Raw genomic sequence first — 17,219 nt, forward strand, 5'->3', positions numbered from 1 at the left:
ATCTGTTGCATCATCGGTTAATTTCGAGTACTCTTTGAGCCTTTCGAAATTGTGACCGGTGATGCTCGGTTTTGGAGTAGGGCAATGATTCAAACCGAAAGTATGCTAGACGTAGCAGACAATAGTGGTGCTCGCCGCGTACAATGTATTAAAGTACTTGGTGGTTCACACCGTCGTTATGCTTCTGTTGGCGACATTATTAAAGTTACTGTAAAAGAAGCTATTCCACGCGCACGTGTTAAAAAAGGTGACGTGATGAATGCTGTTGTAGTTCGTACAAAATTCGGTATCCGTCGTCCAGACGGTTCAGTGATTCGTTTCGACGATAACGCTGCTGTTATTTTGAACAACAACAAAGCGCCGATTGCAACTCGTATTTTCGGACCAGTGACTCGTGAACTTCGTACTGAACAGTTCATGAAAATTATTTCACTGGCTCCTGAAGTTCTATAAGAGGCAATCATGGCTAAGATTAAAAAAGGCGATCAAGTTATTGTGATCGCAGGTAAAGAAAAAGGCAAACAGGGTACTGTTCTGTCTGTTTCAAATGACCGTGTTATGGTTGAAGGCCTTAACTTGGTTAAGAAGCATCAAAAGCCGAACCGTGCAACAGGTGCTGAAGGCGCTGTAGTTACACAAGAAGCTTCGCTTCATATCTCTAACGTGGCAATTTTTAATGCTACAACCCAAAAGGCTGACCGTGTTGGTTACCAAGTGACTGAAGGCGTGAAAACTCGCGTTTACAAGTCAAATGGTGAATCAGTGGCGGTAGCGAAGTAATAGGTTGAAAAGGCAATGGCCAGACTTAAAACGCGTTACAACGACGAACTTAAGGCTCAATTACAAGAGACTTTAGCCGTTAAAAATGTGATGGATATTCCTCGCATTACTAAAATCACGATCAACATGGGTGTTGGCGCAGCTGCTGCTGACAAAAAACTCCTTGATGGTGCTCTTGCTGATATGCAAGCTATCGCTGGTCAAAAACCAGTTCTTACGTTAGCTCGCAAATCAATCGCTGGTTTCAAAATCCGTGATGGTTGGCCGATTGGTTGTAAAGTTACTTTACGCGGCGAACGTATGTACGAATTCTTAGACCGTCTAATCTCGATTGCGATCCCTCGTATCCGTGACTTCCGTGGTTTCTCTGCGAAATCATTTGACGGTCGCGGAAACTACTCAATGGGTCTTAAGGAACAAATCATGTTCCCTGAAATCGATTTTGATAAGATTGATCGTATTCGTGGTATGGATATTACCATCACTACGACTGCTCGCACCGATGACGAAGGCCGTGCGCTTATGCGTGCATTCGGCTTCCCGTTCAAATAAGAGGTCGATATGGCTAAGAAAAGTATGATTAATCGCGAATTGAAACGCGAAGCTACTGTTGCTAAATACGCTGCAAAACGTGCTGAATTAAAAGCTGTTATTGCAAACGTAAATGCTAGCGACGAAGAGCGTTTCGAAGCGATGATGAAATTCCAAGCATTACCACGTAATGCGTCTCCAGTACGTTTACGTAACCGTTGTGGTTTAACTGGTCGTCCTCATGGTTACTTCCGTAAGTTCGGTTTAAGCCGTAACAAATTACGCGATACAGTAATGCAAGGTGATGTACCGGGCGTTGTTAAGGCAAGCTGGTAAGGAGCGCTATAGATGAGTATGCAAGATACCGTTGCCGACATGTTAACTCGTGTTCGTAACGCGCAAATGGCAAAGAAACAAACCGTTTCTATGCCTAACTCTAAGTTGAAGGTTGCTATTGCAAACGTTCTTCAACAAGAAGGTTACATTTCAAACGTAGAAGTTGCTGATGCTGAAGGCAAAGCAACTCTTACTTTGACTTTAAAGTATTTCGAAGGCAAACCAGTTATCGAAACTGTGAAACGCGTAAGCCGTCCAGGTCTACGTCAGTATCGCGGTAAAGATGCACTTCCGAGCGTTAAGCAAGGTTTAGGTATTGCAATTGTTTCTACAAGCAAAGGCATCATGACTGATCGCGCTGCACGTGCTGCAGGTATCGGTGGTGAAGTTATTGCTTTTGTTTCTTAATAGGTGATTCCTCATGTCTCGTGTGGCTAAAGCCCCAGTAACTGTACCTAACGGTGTAACAGTTACTCAGAACGGCCGGCAGGTCGAAGTGAAAGGTAGCAAAGGTACTTTGTCTTTCACCCTGCATGCGCTGGTCGAGCTTAAACAGGAAGACGGTATTTTAGCGATTGCTCCAAAAGCTGAGTCGAAAGACGCTTGGATGCAAGCTGGTACTGCTCGCGCTGTGCTTAACAACCTTGTAAAAGGTGTGAGCGAAGGCTTCGAACGTAAGTTACAACTTATCGGTGTTGGTTATAAAGCTGCGGTTAAAGGTAATATTGTTAACCTTAACCTTGGTTTCTCTCACCCGATCGACTATACGCTTCCTGAAGGTGTAACTGCTGAAACTCCTACCGCAACTGAAATTGTTCTTAAATCTGCTGATAAAGCACGTTTAGGTCAGGTTGCTGCAGATATCCGTGGTTACCGTCCACCAGAGCCTTATAAAGGTAAAGGTGTTCGTTATTCTGACGAAGTTGTACTTCGTAAAGAAGCTAAGAAGAAATAAGGCGCGAGGTTCTTATGAACGAAAAGAAACAATCCCGTTTGCGTCGTGCGAAAAGCACACGCTTGCACATCCGTGCGTTGGGTGCGACTCGTTTGTGTGTAAACCGCACTCCGCGTCACATCTACGCTCAAGTTATTTCAGCAGATGGTGGCAAAGTTTTAGCGCAAGCTTCAACTTTAGATGCTACTTTACGTGCTGGCACAACTGGTAACGTTGAAGCAGCTACTAAAGTAGGTGCTTTAATCGCAGAACGCGCTAAAGCAGCTGGTGTTACTAAAGTTGCATTTGACCGTTCTGGTTTCAAATATCATGGTCGTATCAAAGCCTTGGCTGATGCTGCTCGTGAAAACGGCTTGGAGTTCTAATCATGGCTAAAGTTGAACAAAACGAAGGTCTTGTTGAAAAGCTGGTTGCCGTTGATCGTGTAGCCAAAGTTGTTAAGGGTGGTCGTATCTTCTCTTTCACAGCATTGACTGTGGTTGGTGATGGTAATGGTCGTGTAGGTTTTGGTCGTGGTAAAGCACGTGAAGTTCCAGCTGCTATTTCTAAAGCACTTGAAGCTGCTCGTCGCAACATGATTACTGTTGACCTTGTTAACGGTACTGTACAGCACCCTATTAACGCGCGTCACGGTGCAAGCCGTGTTTACATGCAGCCTGCTTCTGAAGGTACTGGTGTAATCGCTGGTGGTGCTATGCGTGCAGTTCTAGAAGCTGTGGGCGTACGTAACGTATTAACAAAATGTTATGGTTCTACTAACGCTGCAAACGTAGTAAACGCGACTTTTAACGGTCTGCGTGATATGACTTCTCCTGAGAAGGTTGCTGCGAAACGTGGTCTTACAGTAGAACAAATTCAAGGGTAATCAATCATGAAAACGATTAAAGTTACCCAGACTAAATCTTCTGCGCATCGCTTGAAAAATCACAAGCTTAGCCTACAAGGTTTAGGTCTGCGTCGTATTGGTCATACTGTAGAAGTGCAAGATACGCCTTCTAACCGTGGTATGATCAACCAAGTCTACTATATGGTTAGTGTAGAGGAATAAGCCATGACTCTGCGTTTAAATGAGCTTGCACCTGCTGAAGGTGCAAAACGTGAAAATCGTCGTCTAGGCCGTGGTATCGGTTCTGGCGTTGGTAAGACTGGTGGCCGTGGTGTCAAAGGTCAGAATTCACGTAAGAGCGGTGGTACTCGTCCAGGCTTTGAAGGTGGTCAAACTGCGTTATATCGTCGTTTACCTAAATTCGGTTTCACTAGCCAAATCGCTTTGAAAACTGCTGAAGTACGTTTATCTGAGCTTACTAAAGTGGAAGGCGACATCGTTAGCCTAGAAACTTTAAAAGCTGCAAACGTTGTACGTAAGGATATGTTACGTGCTCGTATCGTACTTTCTGGTGAAATTACTCGTGCATTCACTGTTCAAGGTGTTGCTGTGACTAAAGGCGCTAAAGCTGCTGTTGAAGCTGCTGGCGGTAAAGTCGAGGAGTAATCGCTAGTGTCTATGTCTCCTAGTTCTTCAGGTCATGTCAATATGATGAAAGGCCAGCCATTTCATGTGAAATACCGTGAAATTATTCGCCGCATGATGTTTCTCATCGGTGCATTATTGGTTTTTCGACTAGGAGCACATATTCCAGTACCAGGCATTAATAATGCCGCACTTGAAAATCTTTTTAATGCAAACCAAGGCACGATCCTTGGTTTGTTTAACATGTTTTCAGGTGGTGCATTAGAGCGTATGTCCATTCTTGCTCTTGGGATTATGCCGTACATTTCTGCATCGATTATCGTGCAGTTAATGTCTACAGTTATTCCTTCGCTGGAAGCTTTAAAGAAAGAAGGCGAACAAGGCAAGCGTAAGATTAATCAATATACGCGACAGGGTACATTGTTCCTTGCACTCGTGCAGGCAATTGGGATGTGTGCTGGTCTGATCAGTCAAGGGATTACCTTAACTGCAGGTCTGGCTTTCTACGTACCAGCTGTAACCTCTTTGGTTGCAGGTACAATGTTCTTGATGTGGTTAGGTGAGCAAATTACTGAACGTGGGGTGGGTAATGGTATTTCCATGATCATCTTCGCCGGTATCGTTGCAGGTTTGCCGAATTTAATTCTGCAATCAATATCATCAGTAGATAATGGTCAAACCAGTCTAATTGGCTTGGTGATTTTTGGCGTGTTGTCTCTGGCTGTATTAGCTGCAATTGTGTTTATTGAGAAGGCGCAACGTCGTATTCCAGTAAACTATGCTCAAAAACAACAAGGACGTCGTGTATTTACTGCACAACAGTCGCATTTGCCATTGAAAATTAATATGGCGGGTGTGATCCCTGCGATTTTCGCAAGTTCATTGCTTTTGTTCCCTGCGAGCTTAGGGCAATGGGTGGGTAGTGCAGATCCGAATGCGGGTATTATCAAACGTAGTTTGCAAGATTTGGCATTGGTGCTTTCGCCTGGTCAGCCGTTGTATTTGGTGCTCTTTGGTGCGTTAATTATCTTTTTCTGTTACTTTTATACAGCGCTTGTATTTAGCCCGAAAGAAGTATCGGAAAACTTGAAACGCAGCGGGGCTTATGTACCTGGTATTCGTCCAGGTGAGCAAACTGCTCGTTACTTAGATCATATTCTTAACCGTTTGACATTTATTGGCGCGATTTATATCACCATCATTTGCTTAATGCCGATGATTTTACAAAGCTCATTTGGTATTCCATTCTCTTTAGGTGGAACATCTTTGCTTATTGTTGTGGTGGTAGTGATGGACTTTATGGCTCAGCTACAAGCACATCTCACCTCGCATCAGTACGATAATCAAACGTTAATGAGAAAAACGACTGCTCATCCTAAGGGATAAGCGCACTTGAGGTTTCATCATGAAAGTACAAGCTTCTGTAAAGAAAATTTGTGGTAGCTGTAAAGTTATCCGTCGTAATGGGGTTATTCGCGTAATTTGTAGCGCAGAACCTCGTCATAAGCAGCGTCAAGGTTAATCTGATCAAGACCTGTTGATTTCAGTAGGCTAATTAGGTTATTATCCGCCCCTCAAGATTTTTGTGGGGCGGTTGATTGTCTTAACTGCCTTTTTGGAGAAAATTGAATGGCTCGTATTGCCGGTGTAAACATTCCGGATAACAAGCATGCTGTTATCTCTCTAACGTACATCTTTGGTGTAGGTCGCCACACTGCTAAGAATATCTTGGCTGCTGTTGGTATCGCGCCGACTACAAAGATCCGTGAATTAGATGACGCTCAGCTTGATGCGATTCGTGCAGAAGTTGCTAAGGTTCCGACCGAAGGTGATTTACGTCGCGAAATTTCCATGAACATTAAACGTTTAATGGATTTAGGCTGCTACCGCGGTCTTCGTCATCGTCGCAGCTTGCCTGTCCGTGGACAACGCACCAAAACTAACGCACGTACCCGTAAAGGTCCGCGCAAACCTATTAAGAAATAAGATTTCTGGAAGCTAAAAGATGGCTAAAGATACTCGCACACGCAAGAAGGTCACTCGTACCGTCTCTGAAGGTGTTGCACACATTCACGCTTCTTTTAATAACACCATTGTGACTATTACCGATCGTCAAGGTAATGCACTGGCTTGGGCTACCTCTGGTGGACAAGGCTTCCGTGGATCACGTAAATCAACTCCGTTTGCTGCTCAGGTAGCTGCTGAAGTTGCTGGTAAAGCTGCTTTAGACTACGGTTTGAAAAACTTGGACGTCCTTGTAAAAGGTCCTGGTCCTGGTCGTGAATCTGCGGTTCGTGCTTTAGGTGCAGTGGGTTATAAAATTAACAGCATTACCGATGTGACGCCAATCCCGCACAACGGTTGCCGTCCACCTAAAAAACGTCGCGTGTAAGGAGAAACATTCATGGCTCGTTATATTGGTCCAAAATGCAAACTCTCTCGCCGCGAAGGGACAGACCTGCAATTAAAATCTGGCGTTAAACCATTTGACGTCAAAACTAAAAAAGCTGCTAAAGCTCCTGGCCAACATGGCGGAGCGCGTGGTGGCAAACAATCTGAGTACTCACTACAATTACGTGAAAAACAAAAAGTACGTCGTATGTACGGTGTTTTAGAGCGTCAATTTAGTAATTACTATAAAGAAGCTGCTCGTGTGAAAGGCGCAACTGGTGAAAACTTGTTGAAACTGCTTGAAAGCCGTCTTGATAACGTCGTTTATCGCATGGGTTTTGGTTCTACACGTGCAGAAGCTCGTCAGCTTGTATCTCACCGCTCGATCACTTTGAATGGCCGTCGTGTTAACATCGCGTCTATCCAAGTTAAAGCTGGTGATGTAATTGCTGTGCATGAAGGTGCTAAACAACAATTGCGTATCAAAAACGCAGTTGAATTAGCTGCACAACGTGGTATTCCTTCTTGGATGGAAATTGACCATTCTAAGTTGGAAGGTACGTTTAAAGCTGCACCAGATCGTTCAGATTTACCTGCTGAAATCAACGAAAGCTTGATTGTAGAATTGTATTCTAAATAATCCTTGAGGTAGCAATATGACGCGTACTGCAAATGAGTTTCTAACTCCGCAAGCGATCAAGGTCGAAGCGGTTAGCGGGACCTCGGCAAAAGTTATTCTAGAACCCTTAGAGCGTGGCTTTGGTCATACTCTGGGCAATGCTTTACGTCGCATCCTTCTTTCTTCTTTACCTGGCGCTGCTGTGGTTGAAGTTGAGATTGAAGGTGTCGAGCACGAGTACAGTACTTTGGAAGGCTTGCAGCAGGACATCGTCGAGCTCTTGCTGAACCTAAAAGGATTGTCTATTAAGCTGTTCGATCAAAATGAAGCTTATTTGACATTAGAGAAACAAGGTCCTGGCGACGTAACTGCCGCTGACCTTCGTTTACCTCATAATGTTGAAGTGGTTAACCCTGAACATTTGATCGGTACTTTAAGTGCTTCAGGCTCATTAAAAATGCGCTTGAAAGTTTCTCAAGGTCGTGGTTATGAAACTTCTGACTCGCGTTTCCCAGAAGGCGAAACTCGCCCTGTAGGTCGCTTACAGTTAGATGCTTCTTATAGCCCAATCAAACGTGTGTCTTACACAGTGGAAAACGCTCGTGTAGAACAACGTACAGACCTTGATAAATTGGTCATTGATCTTGAGACCAACGGTACAGTTGATCCTGAAGAAGCGATCCGCAAAGCGGCAACAATCTTGCAACAACAAATTGCAATTTTTGTTGACCTTCAGAAAGATCAAGCTCCTGTTGCTCAAGAACCTCGTGAAGAAGTTGATCCGATTTTGCTTCGTCCAGTAGATGATCTAGAGCTTACTGTTCGTTCTGCTAACTGTTTGAAAGCAGAAAACATTTACTACATTGGTGATCTTGTACAGCGCACTGAGGTTGAGTTACTCAAAACTCCTAACCTTGGTAAAAAATCGCTTACTGAGATCAAAGATGTTCTGGCTTCAAAAGGCTTACAACTCGGCATGCGTTTAGAGAACTGGCCACCAGCTAGTCTCCGTATGGACGATCGTTTCGCCTATCGTAGCCGTTAATTAAGTAGGACTATCACCATGCGTCATCGTAATAGTGGTGTGAAATTAGGCCGTACAAGCAGCCATCGTAAAGCGATGTTTCAAAACATGGCTAACTCTTTGTTTGAGCACGAGTTGATCAAAACAACTGTGCCTAAAGCAAAAGAGTTACGTCGTGTAGCTGAGCCTTTAATCACTTTAGCTAAAAACGATACTGTTGCAAACCGTCGCTTAGCGTTTGCTCGTACTCGTTCAGCAGCAACTGTTGGTAAATTATTTACCGTTCTTGGCCCTCGTTACAAAGAACGTAACGGCGGTTATCTACGTGTTCTTAAAGCGGGCTTCCGTGCAGGTGATGCTGCGCCGATGGCTTACGTTGAACTAGTAGATCGCGAAGTTAAATAATTTCGTAGAACTATTCAGTTGTTCTTAGAAAAAGACCAGTGTTTCACTGGTCTTTTTTTATGGGTTTTTGTTCGACAATCTTTGTATTTTGGCCTGTAGTGACATATTTTACGAAAGATCTGCTTAAACTTGACATTGTGTATTGTCAGTTTTATGGTTTAATAAGAACAGAATATAAGACAGGATAAAAATAACATGGATAAGCACGTCGATCTGCTCATTGTAGGTGCAGGTATTTCAGGCATTGGCCTTGCGGCACATTTAACCAAGCATTGTCCACAACGTTCGTTTGAAATTATTGAACGTCGTGACAGCTTTGGTGGAACATGGGATTTGTTTAAATACCCAGGTATTCGTTCTGATTCAGATATGTCGACCTTTGGTTTTAATTTTAAACCGTGGCAACAAGCCAGCGTTTTGGCAGATGGTTCTTCGATTAAGGGCTATTTAGCGGAAGTCATTGATGAACAGAAACTCAAAGAAAAAATTCATTTTAAACATCGAGTACTTAGCGCCAATTATGATTCTGCTCAGAAAAAGTGGCAGATAGTGATTGAGAATGCAAAAGGCAAAAAAGAAAACTGGATTGCAAATTTTGTGTTTGGCTGTACAGGCTATTATAACTACGACCAAGGCTACCAACCTGATTTTCCAAATAAAGAAGTATTTAAAGGCGAGTTTGTAAATCCACAGTTTTGGCCTGAAAAATTAGATTATACAGGTAAAAAAGTCGTCATTATTGGTAGTGGTGCGACAGCAATTACACTGGTGCCTGCGATGGCCAAAGGTGGGGCGGCGCATGTCACTATGCTACAACGCTCTCCAACCTATATTGCTTCGGTACCATCGATTGATTTTGTGTATGACAAAATGCGTAAAGTGTTGCCGGAAGATGTGGCTTATAAACTGACTCGTGCACGTAATATTGGGATGCAACGCGGGATTTATGCACTCGCGCAGAAGCAACCGAAATTGCTACGCCGACTGCTGCTCCAGTCGATTAAGATGCAGCTCAAAGGTAAAGTGGACATGAAACACTTCACCCCAGAATATAATCCTTGGGATCAACGTTTATGTGTGGTGCCAGATGGTGATTTATTTAAAATTCTTCGTTCAGGTCAAGCCAGTGTTGAAACAGATCAGATTGAGCGCTTTACCGAAAGCGGTCTTCAATTAAAGTCTGGTCAGCATTTAGAGGCCGATATTGTCGTCTCAGCCACAGGTCTAGAAATTCAAATCTTGGGTGGTATACAAGCAACCATTGATGGCAAACCGTTAGATACCTCTAAACATATGCTGTATCAGGGCGTGATGGTGAGTGATGTACCGAATATGGCGATGATTATTGGCTATATTAATGCGTCATGGACCTTGAAAGTGGATATTGCTGCTGAATATATTTGTCGTTTACTCAACTATATGGATCAAAAGCAGTGGGTAGAAGTAATCCCGCAGGGGGATGCGACAGAGCTCATGGATGATACGGTTATGGGTAGTTTGAGTTCGGGTTATATTGCACGTGCCGCTAATGTAATGCCAAAACAGGGTAAACATGCACCATGGAAAGTCAGCAATAATTATCTTGCGGATCGTAAGACATTGAAAAGTGCTTCTTTTGAGGATGGAGTCCTGAAATTTGCTAAACGTGATGCAGCATTGAACCAGAAGCCTAAACTGGTGTCTTAAGCTGAGTAGTTGATTTTAAAAGGAGCGTAATGCTCCTTTTTTTAAGGAAGTGACTTTAGGATGTTTTGTTTTTACTTTCTTAAACTGTAGGACTGGTAGATGATTTTTAAAACTTAAAAGATAATGAATAGGGAATATTTTGAATATCTTAGAACAAAGCTACCAAGTCCCATCTGCATCAAATATGATTCATGCCAAAAAATGGCACACTGATGCAGCAGATCATGCTTTAGCCCCGATTATTTTAATGCACGATTCATTAGGTTGTGTGGCTTTGTGGCGGGATTTTCCTGCTCAACTGGCACAAGCGACCGCGCGCGTGGTCTATGCCTATGATCGATTGGGTTTTGGTTTATCCGATGCGAGTAAGCAGCCACTGGCATATAGTTTCGTTATCACTGAAGCAGAACAGACCTTTAAAGCTGTATTGGATTATTTTTCGATCCAGAATTTTGTGATCCTAGGGCATAGCGTGGGTGGGGGGATGTCTGTTGCGATTGCTGCGGCGTATCCAGAGCGTTGCCAAGGATTAATTTCAATCTCTGCACAATATACGGTTGAAGCGCTAACACTGGCGGGTATAAGTGAAGCAAAAGTTGGTTTTCAACAAGCGGGACAAATGGAACGTTTAGAGAAATATCACCCTGAAAAGGCGCAGTGGGTACTTGATGCATGGACTGAAACATGGCTATCGCCCGCTTTTCAAGATTGGAATTTGGCCAGAGTGATTGATGGCGTGTGTTGTCCAACGTTGGTTATTCATGGTGAACTGGATGAATACGGCAGTACGGCACAACCCCAGCAGATTTTTGAAGGGGGTGTCTGGACAGGCTGAACTGCACATTTTAGAAGGTCTACATCATATGCCACATAAAGAGCAGCCAGAGTTGGTGGTTGCCTTGATTGCGGAGTTTCATCAAGTACATTGTTAAAAGTAAAAGCCCATCGAAAGAGGGGCTTTTTGATCTTAGAGTGAACGGGAAATTAACTCTTTCATAATTTCATTGGTTCCTGCATAAATGCGATTGGCACGATTATCTAGATAAGCCCGTGCAATCGGGTATTCCAGCATATAGCCATAGCCGCCATGCAGTTGTAGACATTCATCGACAACTTTAGAAAACATCTCGGAAATTTTATATTTGGCAGCCGCTGCGGCATCAATGCCGAGACTCTCTTCCAGTTGCAATTGCATACAACGGTCGAGGTAAGCGCGGCAAAAATCGATTTCTGTACGTAACTCTGCTAGTTTAAAACGGGTATTTTGAAAGCTTGAAACTGTTTTTCCAAAAGCTTTACGCTCTTTGGTGTACTGAACAGTATGCGCCAGTGCTGCTTCAGCACCCGCTTGGCAGATAATGGCCACCAACATGCGCTCCCAAGCCAGTTCTTTCATCAGCATCATAAAGCCCATGCCTTCCATACCCAGCAAATTTTCTTTGGGGACTCGGACATGATCAAAAAACAATTCGCAGGTATCTTGTCCTTTCATTCCAATTTTATTGAGGGGTTTACCTTTACTGAAGCCCGCACGATCAGTTTCAACGATGATTAATGAGAGATTGGCTGAACCCTTTTCGCTGTCGCCTGTCTTGCAGACCACAATCGCCATATCGCAGAGATAGCCGTTGGTAATGAAGATTTTGGAGCCATTGATAATATAGTCATCCCCGTCTAAAACAGCCGTTGTTCGTACCGCTTGCAAGTCTGAGCCTGTGCCAGGTTCAGTCATCGCAATGGCTGTGACGGTTTCACCCGAAGCCATCCGTGTTAACCAATAGTATTTTTGTGCTTCACTGCCAAAGTTATTGATATAGTTCGCGACAATGTCAGAGTGTAATGAAAAACCTGTCGAGGAATCCATGGCATAGGCTTGTTCCTCAATCAAAATCATACTGTACAAGCGGTCTACACCCGAACCACCATAAGCTTCAGGCATGGTGGCACACAGTAGCCCCATGGCACCTGCTTTATTCCATAGTTCACGATCGACATGTTGCTGTTGTTCATATTTTTCAATATTTGGAACGACTTCTTTAGCATAAAACTTCCGCACAGTTTCTCGAAATGCTTCATGTTCAGCATTAAATAAGTTACGCGGCAGCATATTGTTTAAAGGGCGAATTGCGCCTGATTGCATGGAAGCTCATCCTGATGTTGTTATTTTGCTAAGAGAGTAGTGAAAAGCAGGACATGCGACAATGGACTGAATGCTCAAATCTATTTGATTTTTTGATGAGTTTTGCCAGTTGTTAAAATTGCGACATTTAACTAGTGGCGAGGGCGGTGTGATCGGTTAAACTAAGCCGTTTCAATTAATTTGGGGAATATAATGACTGAAGAAATGAGCTTAGAAGAGCGTAAAGTAATCTATCGTGCACGTCGTGGTTTAAAAGAAATTGATGTGTACTTTGACCCTTATGTGAAAAATTATTATCTTCAGGCAGATCCTGCGGAAAAGGCCATGTTTGCGGCATTGGTTGAACAGGAAGATCCAGATTTGCTGGATTGGTTTATGGAAGTTTCTGAACCACCACGCCCTGAAATGAAAACCTTGATTCAAAAATTAAAGCATTATGTACACGGATAAGTGCAATGGAACATCGTCATTTTCAACTTAAACCCAGCCGTTTGGCTTATGTGTTTCAGTTGTCGATTTATGCCGTTCTGATGCTGGTCTTGTATCAGCTACTTCCTTTTGGACTGTGGCTGATCACTTTGGTTGCAGGCTTTGTGCTGTATTTGTTTTTTCTACGTGGGCCGCAACATTTTCAGCTTCAGCATTTAGATGGCCGTGATTGGTCTTTGTCACTTCAGAAACAAACCAATGTGCAACGGGTACAGATCAGCCATATTGTGGATCATCGTGCTTATATTGTGATTTATTTTCAACACTTTAGAGCAAAACCGATGTTGGTTTGGTGTGATCAGTTACCCATCACGCAATGGAAAGCCCTGAAAATACTCACTAAAATGCAATAATTGTTGGACAATTTTAATTCGTAATATCCATCTAAACTATTGAAAAATACTAAATATAACCATATCTCATTTTCTGTTGTCTGACATATCTGAAGAAACTGATGTGCTTTTTTGGATTGTCAGACAACTTTCCTACAGTTTTTTGATCTTAAAATGTACATTCAAATCACCAACAGCAAACAAGGAAAATCGTATGATGATCCCAACTTGGATGTTTCTCGTGGTAGCAATTGTGTTAGCGATTGTTATAGGACGATTAGGAACTGTGCTGAAGGAACGATTTGCACCAAACAAAGCCTAGCTAGGCTTCCCAGTTGATAAGTAGCATGTGCCGAACCGTCGCTATGCTACTTTTTTTTGCCTAAAAAAAAGTTGAGGCGTCATTTTAGTCAATTTTCCGCTTTTTATTTCATGGCAGAGTAGTGGTCTGATTTAGAGTAAATACTCTTTTCTTCGGAAAATGCTTCTGCTATGTTTGTCAGCATGGACACATACAATTATACAAATAGAGGACAGGAAAATGTCGCAAGTCCAAAAAATAGGCCAAGGTGTGGCTGTTGTAGCGCTTACAAGTTTATTATTTTCGGGTTGTTCACAAGTGGTTAAAACAGGCGCCAATGTTGCGCTCGGGTTTAGTGAAAAACATATTGTGCCGCCTATCTTAGCCATGGAAGATGCTGAGATGGTGTGTAACTCAGGCAATGCTTTGACTCCAGCGATTATGTCGACCAAAGATATGGGAGCAGATCCAACGCGTGTGGCAGTTTTACTGTATTCAGCATCAGGTATTTGTGCGGAGAATCAGGCGCTTGAGGCAGAGTTACGTTATTTGCGTGCCTCGAAAGCAGGCAATGTTTCTGAAGCACAGGATGCTCGAATTGAACAAAAGCGTTGGGCGACGACTGCAGCACAACGTCAATATACTGGCTATCAACTTTTTCAAAACCGCTGGGAAAAGAAATATAAGAAACCATTGGGCGAAGGCTGTCCAAAAATGAACAGCGATTTGGATCAAACTGTATATATGCTGGGGATGTTGAGTGGTTTACAAGCCATGACCAATGATATTAACTCAGGTGGTGCAGTCAATGTTCCTAAAGACATTGCGGCTATTGTTGAACGTGGGATGGTGTGTCTAGACAATGAAAAGTTTTGGGGTGCACCGAATGCAACACGTGCGGTGATTTGGACCTTATTGCCAGGTGCGGGTGAAGGTAAACCTGATCCATATCAGACCTTGAAACAATCGATGCAAATTGGAGAGCAAAAAGGGGTTCGTTTATCTCATGCAATGTATGCTGTAGCGGCTCAAGCCAGTGGTGACGATGCCAAGATTCGTGATGCATTGAAAAGTTATGCGGCTTCTTATAGTGATGAAAAACAGAGCAATCCACAATTTAAACTGATTGATAGTATGGCCTCGAGTATGGTTCAAGGGATTTCGGATCGTTATTGGACTGAACATACTGGGACACGAACTGGGGATGGTGGTATGGCGCACTTCTGGGATGAAAAAGAAGACCGTTCTGAGCTAGATGAGTTGTTTAGTGAAAGTTAACCAATTTTAAACTGAGCCGAAGGGCAGAAAAAATAACAATAAATAAATGAGCAACACGATAAGGACATGTGATGCATGATCAATTTCTGAATCGAAAAATCATTTTGATTGCATTTGTCGTGTCGATCTCGGCATGCCTACAGATTTTTAAAGATCAATTTATTTATTGGCGAGTGGATATTTTTCCTGAAATTTGGCGCTTGTGGACCGCGCATTGGGTACATGTGGGATGGATTCATTTTGCACTCAATATGCTGGCTTTTATGTGTTTGCCTTTTATTTTTCCACGGGCCCGTGTCTGGCATTTTGTGGCGTTATTGCTGATTTTACCGCCGCTGATTAGTTTGAGTTTTTATTATTTTTTGGGGGATATTGAAGCCTATGCAGGGCTGTCTGGTGTGCTGCATGGAATGTTCACTGCCATAGCCATTGTCCATTTGCTATACCGTAAAGAGCGGATGTTTGCGAGTTTGGTGTTGTTTCTCATTTTAGGCAAACTGATTTGGGAAAATACCTTTGGTGAGAGTGCTACGGCTGAACTGATCGGAAGTCCAGTTTTGGTCGAAGCACATTTGTTGGGCGTGATCTGGGGAATTGTGATTGCAGCTTTATATTTAATCGGGGTGAATCTATTTGATGAATAGAGGATTGACTTAAATTCTAAAAAGAAAATCCAGATTGTCATATTCAAAAATATAAATTTGATGCAAAGATAAACAAAACAAAAATCTAAAGGCAGAGAGAAAGGACAAGCTCGAGCCGACTAAAACGACAGGTTCTACGGTGTATTACGCTGGACAGAACGGTAATAAAAATAGGAAACAACATGCAGAATCATGGACAGCACAGATCAGGATTCGATCTGCTGAAGTATATATGGACCGAGTGGATTTCTACTTTTGTCATTCTGATTTTACTGTTACTTACGCTGTTAATTGGTACAGGTGAAATGATTCATGGCCAATTACTGCGTATGGGTGAGCGCTTATATGGCGATCCAGCCACGGGTATGCAGTACTCTTTTTTAAGGGCAGAGCCTGCCAAACCAGAGTGTAATCGTCAGCCGAATGTGGATGCTTTGGTCAAAACCCAAATGCAAGCCAACGCCGCAGATGAGTTCGCTGACTTCTTTGGTACGGCTTCGGAAGCTGATGTGCGTGCGTCCATTTTGGCAGGTGTACAGCAGTGTGAAGAAAAATATCAGTTTTATGATCAAGTGATGCAACATATGGAGGCACATCCAAGTATTCGTGCCTATCGTAATTTTGAAACCACTTTTTTTGGTATTTTTAAGTTTGGAACAGAAAATCGCGCCATTCTATTAATTTTTATGGTGGTTTTAGCTGCGATTAGTGCCACCTTAAAAATCCATCATATTGGTTTACGTGGCCCTGCAACCAAGCTGGATTATCGAGTTTATAGCCTACTGATGACACTGGGTAATGGTTTATTAACCTACTCAAGCATTAGTCAATTTAACTCAGTCAAAGACTCGGGTGTACCGATGAATGGCGAAACCCAGCTGATTTATTGGCTGTGGATGGTTTTATTTGGCGTACTGACATTGATAAGTGTGTGGCAGCTGTTTAGCCCGCCGAAAGAGGCCAAAGTCGGCGGGCGTCTAGGCTTTGCTTTCCTGAGTGTGCCTCTGTATGCCTACATGGCGGTGATTACGGGTGTGGCATTTATCTTCTTCATGGACTACCCCATGGGGCAAGGGATTTATTTGGGACAGTTGGTTGAGTTCTCGAGTATTTTCCTGAATTTAGCACTGTTTATTTGGGCGGGTATGTTGTTGAAACAAACCCGTGTTGTGGATCTGTTCTTAAATATTTTGCGTCCATGGAATTTGGCGCCTGAAACACTCACCTGGTTGATTTTAATCGCTGCGGCTTTACCGACCGCATATACGGGTGCATCGGGGATCTTTGTGATTGCAGCAGGGGCGATTATTTATAAAGAAGTCTGGAATGCAGGTGGACGTCGTCAGTTTGCTTTGGCGGCAACGGCAATGTCAGGTTCGCTGGGTGTAGTTTTGCGTCCATGCTTATTGATTGTGGTGGTGGCATCCTTAAACAAAGAAGTCACGACGGACTTACTTTATCAATATGGTGTTTACACGTTCTTACTGACCTCAACACTGTTTTTAGTAGTTTCACTCTTCTTTGCAGAGAGTAAATTCCGCATCGCGGCACCGAGTTTGGCCGCACCGAAATCAGGGCGCGCATTCCTGGCAGTTGTACCTTATATCGTGATTTTTGTCCTCACGTGGATGTTCTATAAATTCTTATTAGACACTAACCTAAATGAATTTACTGCACCGGTGATGATGCCTGTGATTTTATTGATGATCGTATTGTTTGATAAATTACGTCATCAGCCTGCGCCTTTGCCTGCTGTAGGGCATTGGGATGAGACACTCAGCGCAAATTATAATTCAAGTGCTGAGCCAGCTTTAGCGGGTGCGCAAGTTGCCCATGC

At 43.2% G+C, this 17,219-nt stretch carries 23 protein-coding genes and 2 pseudogenes; 24 read left to right on the forward strand and 1 reads right to left on the reverse strand.

All coding sequences use genetic code 11. The annotated features are described in order from the left end of the window. The first annotated feature begins 84 nt into the window (after positions 1-84). The 19 genes and pseudogenes from rplN to AC4MC0_RS02020 all read left to right on the forward strand — a co-directional run bounded on the left by rplN (position 85) and on the right by AC4MC0_RS02020 (position 11,130). Positions 85-453 (forward strand): 50S ribosomal protein L14, encoded by a 369-nt coding sequence (rplN, locus tag AC4MC0_RS01930; RefSeq protein WP_004657680.1) that lies wholly within the window; start codon positions 85-87, stop codon positions 451-453. A gap of 9 nt (positions 454-462) precedes the next feature. Continuing rightward, complete coding sequence (gene rplX, locus AC4MC0_RS01935) at positions 463-780, forward strand: 50S ribosomal protein L24 (protein WP_004691313.1); 318 nt, start codon at positions 463-465, stop codon at positions 778-780. Positions 781-795: 15 nt separating this feature from the next. After that, positions 796-1,332 carry a 50S ribosomal protein L5 gene (rplE, locus tag AC4MC0_RS01940; protein WP_004691311.1) on the forward strand — a complete coding sequence of 179 codons (537 nt, stop codon included), beginning with the start codon at positions 796-798 and terminating at the stop codon, positions 1,330-1,332. A gap of 9 nt (positions 1,333-1,341) precedes the next feature. Then, positions 1,342-1,647 (forward strand): 30S ribosomal protein S14, encoded by a 306-nt coding sequence (gene rpsN / locus AC4MC0_RS01945; protein ID WP_004691309.1) that lies wholly within the window; start codon positions 1,342-1,344, stop codon positions 1,645-1,647. Positions 1,648-1,659: 12 nt separating this feature from the next. Further along, the gene (gene rpsH, locus AC4MC0_RS01950; RefSeq protein WP_004691308.1) at positions 1,660-2,055 is read left to right on the forward strand and encodes a 30S ribosomal protein S8; all 396 of its coding nucleotides are present in this window, start codon (positions 1,660-1,662) and stop codon (positions 2,053-2,055) included. Between the two features lie 13 nt (positions 2,056-2,068). Next, positions 2,069-2,602, forward strand: coding sequence for a 50S ribosomal protein L6 (gene rplF, locus AC4MC0_RS01955; RefSeq protein WP_004691306.1), 534 nt, complete (start codon positions 2,069-2,071; stop codon positions 2,600-2,602). 14 nt (positions 2,603-2,616) lie between these two features. Next, positions 2,617-2,967 (forward strand): 50S ribosomal protein L18, encoded by a 351-nt coding sequence (gene rplR / locus AC4MC0_RS01960; RefSeq protein ID WP_004650473.1) that lies wholly within the window; start codon positions 2,617-2,619, stop codon positions 2,965-2,967. 2 nt (positions 2,968-2,969) lie between these two features. Then, positions 2,970-3,467, forward strand: a complete 498-nt coding sequence (gene rpsE, locus AC4MC0_RS01965; protein ID WP_004691304.1) for a 30S ribosomal protein S5 — start codon at positions 2,970-2,972, stop codon at positions 3,465-3,467. A gap of 6 nt (positions 3,468-3,473) precedes the next feature. Then, positions 3,474-3,650: a 50S ribosomal protein L30 gene (rpmD, locus tag AC4MC0_RS01970; protein WP_004691302.1), complete on the forward strand. Its 177-nt coding sequence runs from the start codon at positions 3,474-3,476 to the stop codon at positions 3,648-3,650. Positions 3,651-3,653: 3 nt separating this feature from the next. Further along, positions 3,654-4,094 carry a 50S ribosomal protein L15 gene (rplO, locus tag AC4MC0_RS01975; RefSeq protein WP_004691300.1) on the forward strand — a complete coding sequence of 147 codons (441 nt, stop codon included), beginning with the start codon at positions 3,654-3,656 and terminating at the stop codon, positions 4,092-4,094. 45 nt (positions 4,095-4,139) lie between these two features. Further along, on the forward strand, positions 4,140-5,459 hold the full coding sequence (gene secY, locus AC4MC0_RS01980) for a preprotein translocase subunit SecY (protein ID WP_171054269.1): 1,320 nt from the start codon (positions 4,140-4,142) through the stop codon (positions 5,457-5,459). A gap of 19 nt (positions 5,460-5,478) precedes the next feature. Further along, the gene (rpmJ, locus tag AC4MC0_RS01985) at positions 5,479-5,595 is read left to right on the forward strand and encodes a 50S ribosomal protein L36 (protein WP_000867907.1); all 117 of its coding nucleotides are present in this window, start codon (positions 5,479-5,481) and stop codon (positions 5,593-5,595) included. 107 nt (positions 5,596-5,702) lie between these two features. Continuing rightward, a complete protein-coding gene (gene rpsM / locus AC4MC0_RS01990; RefSeq protein ID WP_004691296.1) occupies positions 5,703-6,059 on the forward strand; it encodes a 30S ribosomal protein S13 in 357 nt (118 codons plus the stop codon). 19 nt (positions 6,060-6,078) lie between these two features. After that, complete coding sequence (gene rpsK, locus AC4MC0_RS01995) at positions 6,079-6,465, forward strand: 30S ribosomal protein S11 (RefSeq protein ID WP_001040166.1); 387 nt, start codon at positions 6,079-6,081, stop codon at positions 6,463-6,465. A gap of 12 nt (positions 6,466-6,477) precedes the next feature. Beyond that, positions 6,478-7,104, forward strand: a complete 627-nt coding sequence (gene rpsD, locus AC4MC0_RS02000; RefSeq protein ID WP_004691294.1) for a 30S ribosomal protein S4 — start codon at positions 6,478-6,480, stop codon at positions 7,102-7,104. A 16-nt stretch (positions 7,105-7,120) separates the two neighbouring features. Next, positions 7,121-8,128 (forward strand): DNA-directed RNA polymerase subunit alpha, encoded by a 1,008-nt coding sequence (locus tag AC4MC0_RS02005; protein ID WP_004691292.1) that lies wholly within the window; start codon positions 7,121-7,123, stop codon positions 8,126-8,128. A gap of 18 nt (positions 8,129-8,146) precedes the next feature. Next, the gene (gene rplQ, locus AC4MC0_RS02010; protein WP_004691290.1) at positions 8,147-8,512 is read left to right on the forward strand and encodes a 50S ribosomal protein L17; all 366 of its coding nucleotides are present in this window, start codon (positions 8,147-8,149) and stop codon (positions 8,510-8,512) included. Between the two features lie 195 nt (positions 8,513-8,707). Further along, positions 8,708-10,198: a flavin-containing monooxygenase gene (locus tag AC4MC0_RS02015; RefSeq protein ID WP_278344962.1), complete on the forward strand. Its 1,491-nt coding sequence runs from the start codon at positions 8,708-8,710 to the stop codon at positions 10,196-10,198. A 139-nt stretch (positions 10,199-10,337) separates the two neighbouring features. Then, positions 10,338-11,130 (forward strand): annotated as a pseudogene (locus AC4MC0_RS02020) (alpha/beta fold hydrolase). Positions 11,131-11,165: 35 nt separating this feature from the next. Here the strand turns inward: AC4MC0_RS02020 and AC4MC0_RS02025 are convergent. Beyond that, positions 11,166-12,338, reverse strand: a complete 1,173-nt coding sequence (locus AC4MC0_RS02025; RefSeq protein ID WP_278344964.1) for an acyl-CoA dehydrogenase family protein — start codon at positions 12,336-12,338, stop codon at positions 11,166-11,168. A gap of 192 nt (positions 12,339-12,530) precedes the next feature. On the opposite strand from AC4MC0_RS02025, the gene AC4MC0_RS02030 reads away from it, so the two are divergent. From AC4MC0_RS02030 to AC4MC0_RS02050, 5 genes and pseudogenes are all read left to right on the forward strand, one after another. Then, complete coding sequence (locus AC4MC0_RS02030; RefSeq protein WP_004977895.1) at positions 12,531-12,788, forward strand: FAD assembly factor SdhE; 258 nt, start codon at positions 12,531-12,533, stop codon at positions 12,786-12,788. 5 nt (positions 12,789-12,793) lie between these two features. Continuing rightward, positions 12,794-13,180 carry a protein YgfX gene (locus AC4MC0_RS02035; protein WP_004977893.1) on the forward strand — a complete coding sequence of 129 codons (387 nt, stop codon included), beginning with the start codon at positions 12,794-12,796 and terminating at the stop codon, positions 13,178-13,180. A 520-nt stretch (positions 13,181-13,700) separates the two neighbouring features. Continuing rightward, the gene (locus AC4MC0_RS02040; protein ID WP_278344965.1) at positions 13,701-14,738 is read left to right on the forward strand and encodes a hypothetical protein; all 1,038 of its coding nucleotides are present in this window, start codon (positions 13,701-13,703) and stop codon (positions 14,736-14,738) included. Between the two features lie 71 nt (positions 14,739-14,809). Then, positions 14,810-15,382 carry a rhombosortase gene (rrtA, locus tag AC4MC0_RS02045; protein WP_004691274.1) on the forward strand — a complete coding sequence of 191 codons (573 nt, stop codon included), beginning with the start codon at positions 14,810-14,812 and terminating at the stop codon, positions 15,380-15,382. Between the two features lie 182 nt (positions 15,383-15,564). Continuing rightward, positions 15,565-17,167 (forward strand): annotated as a pseudogene (locus tag AC4MC0_RS02050) (TRAP transporter large permease subunit); the annotation flags it as partial. Between the last annotated feature and the right edge of the window lie 52 nt (positions 17,168-17,219).

This window comes from Acinetobacter sp. CAU_H_S139_7 (genome assembly GCF_058599305.1).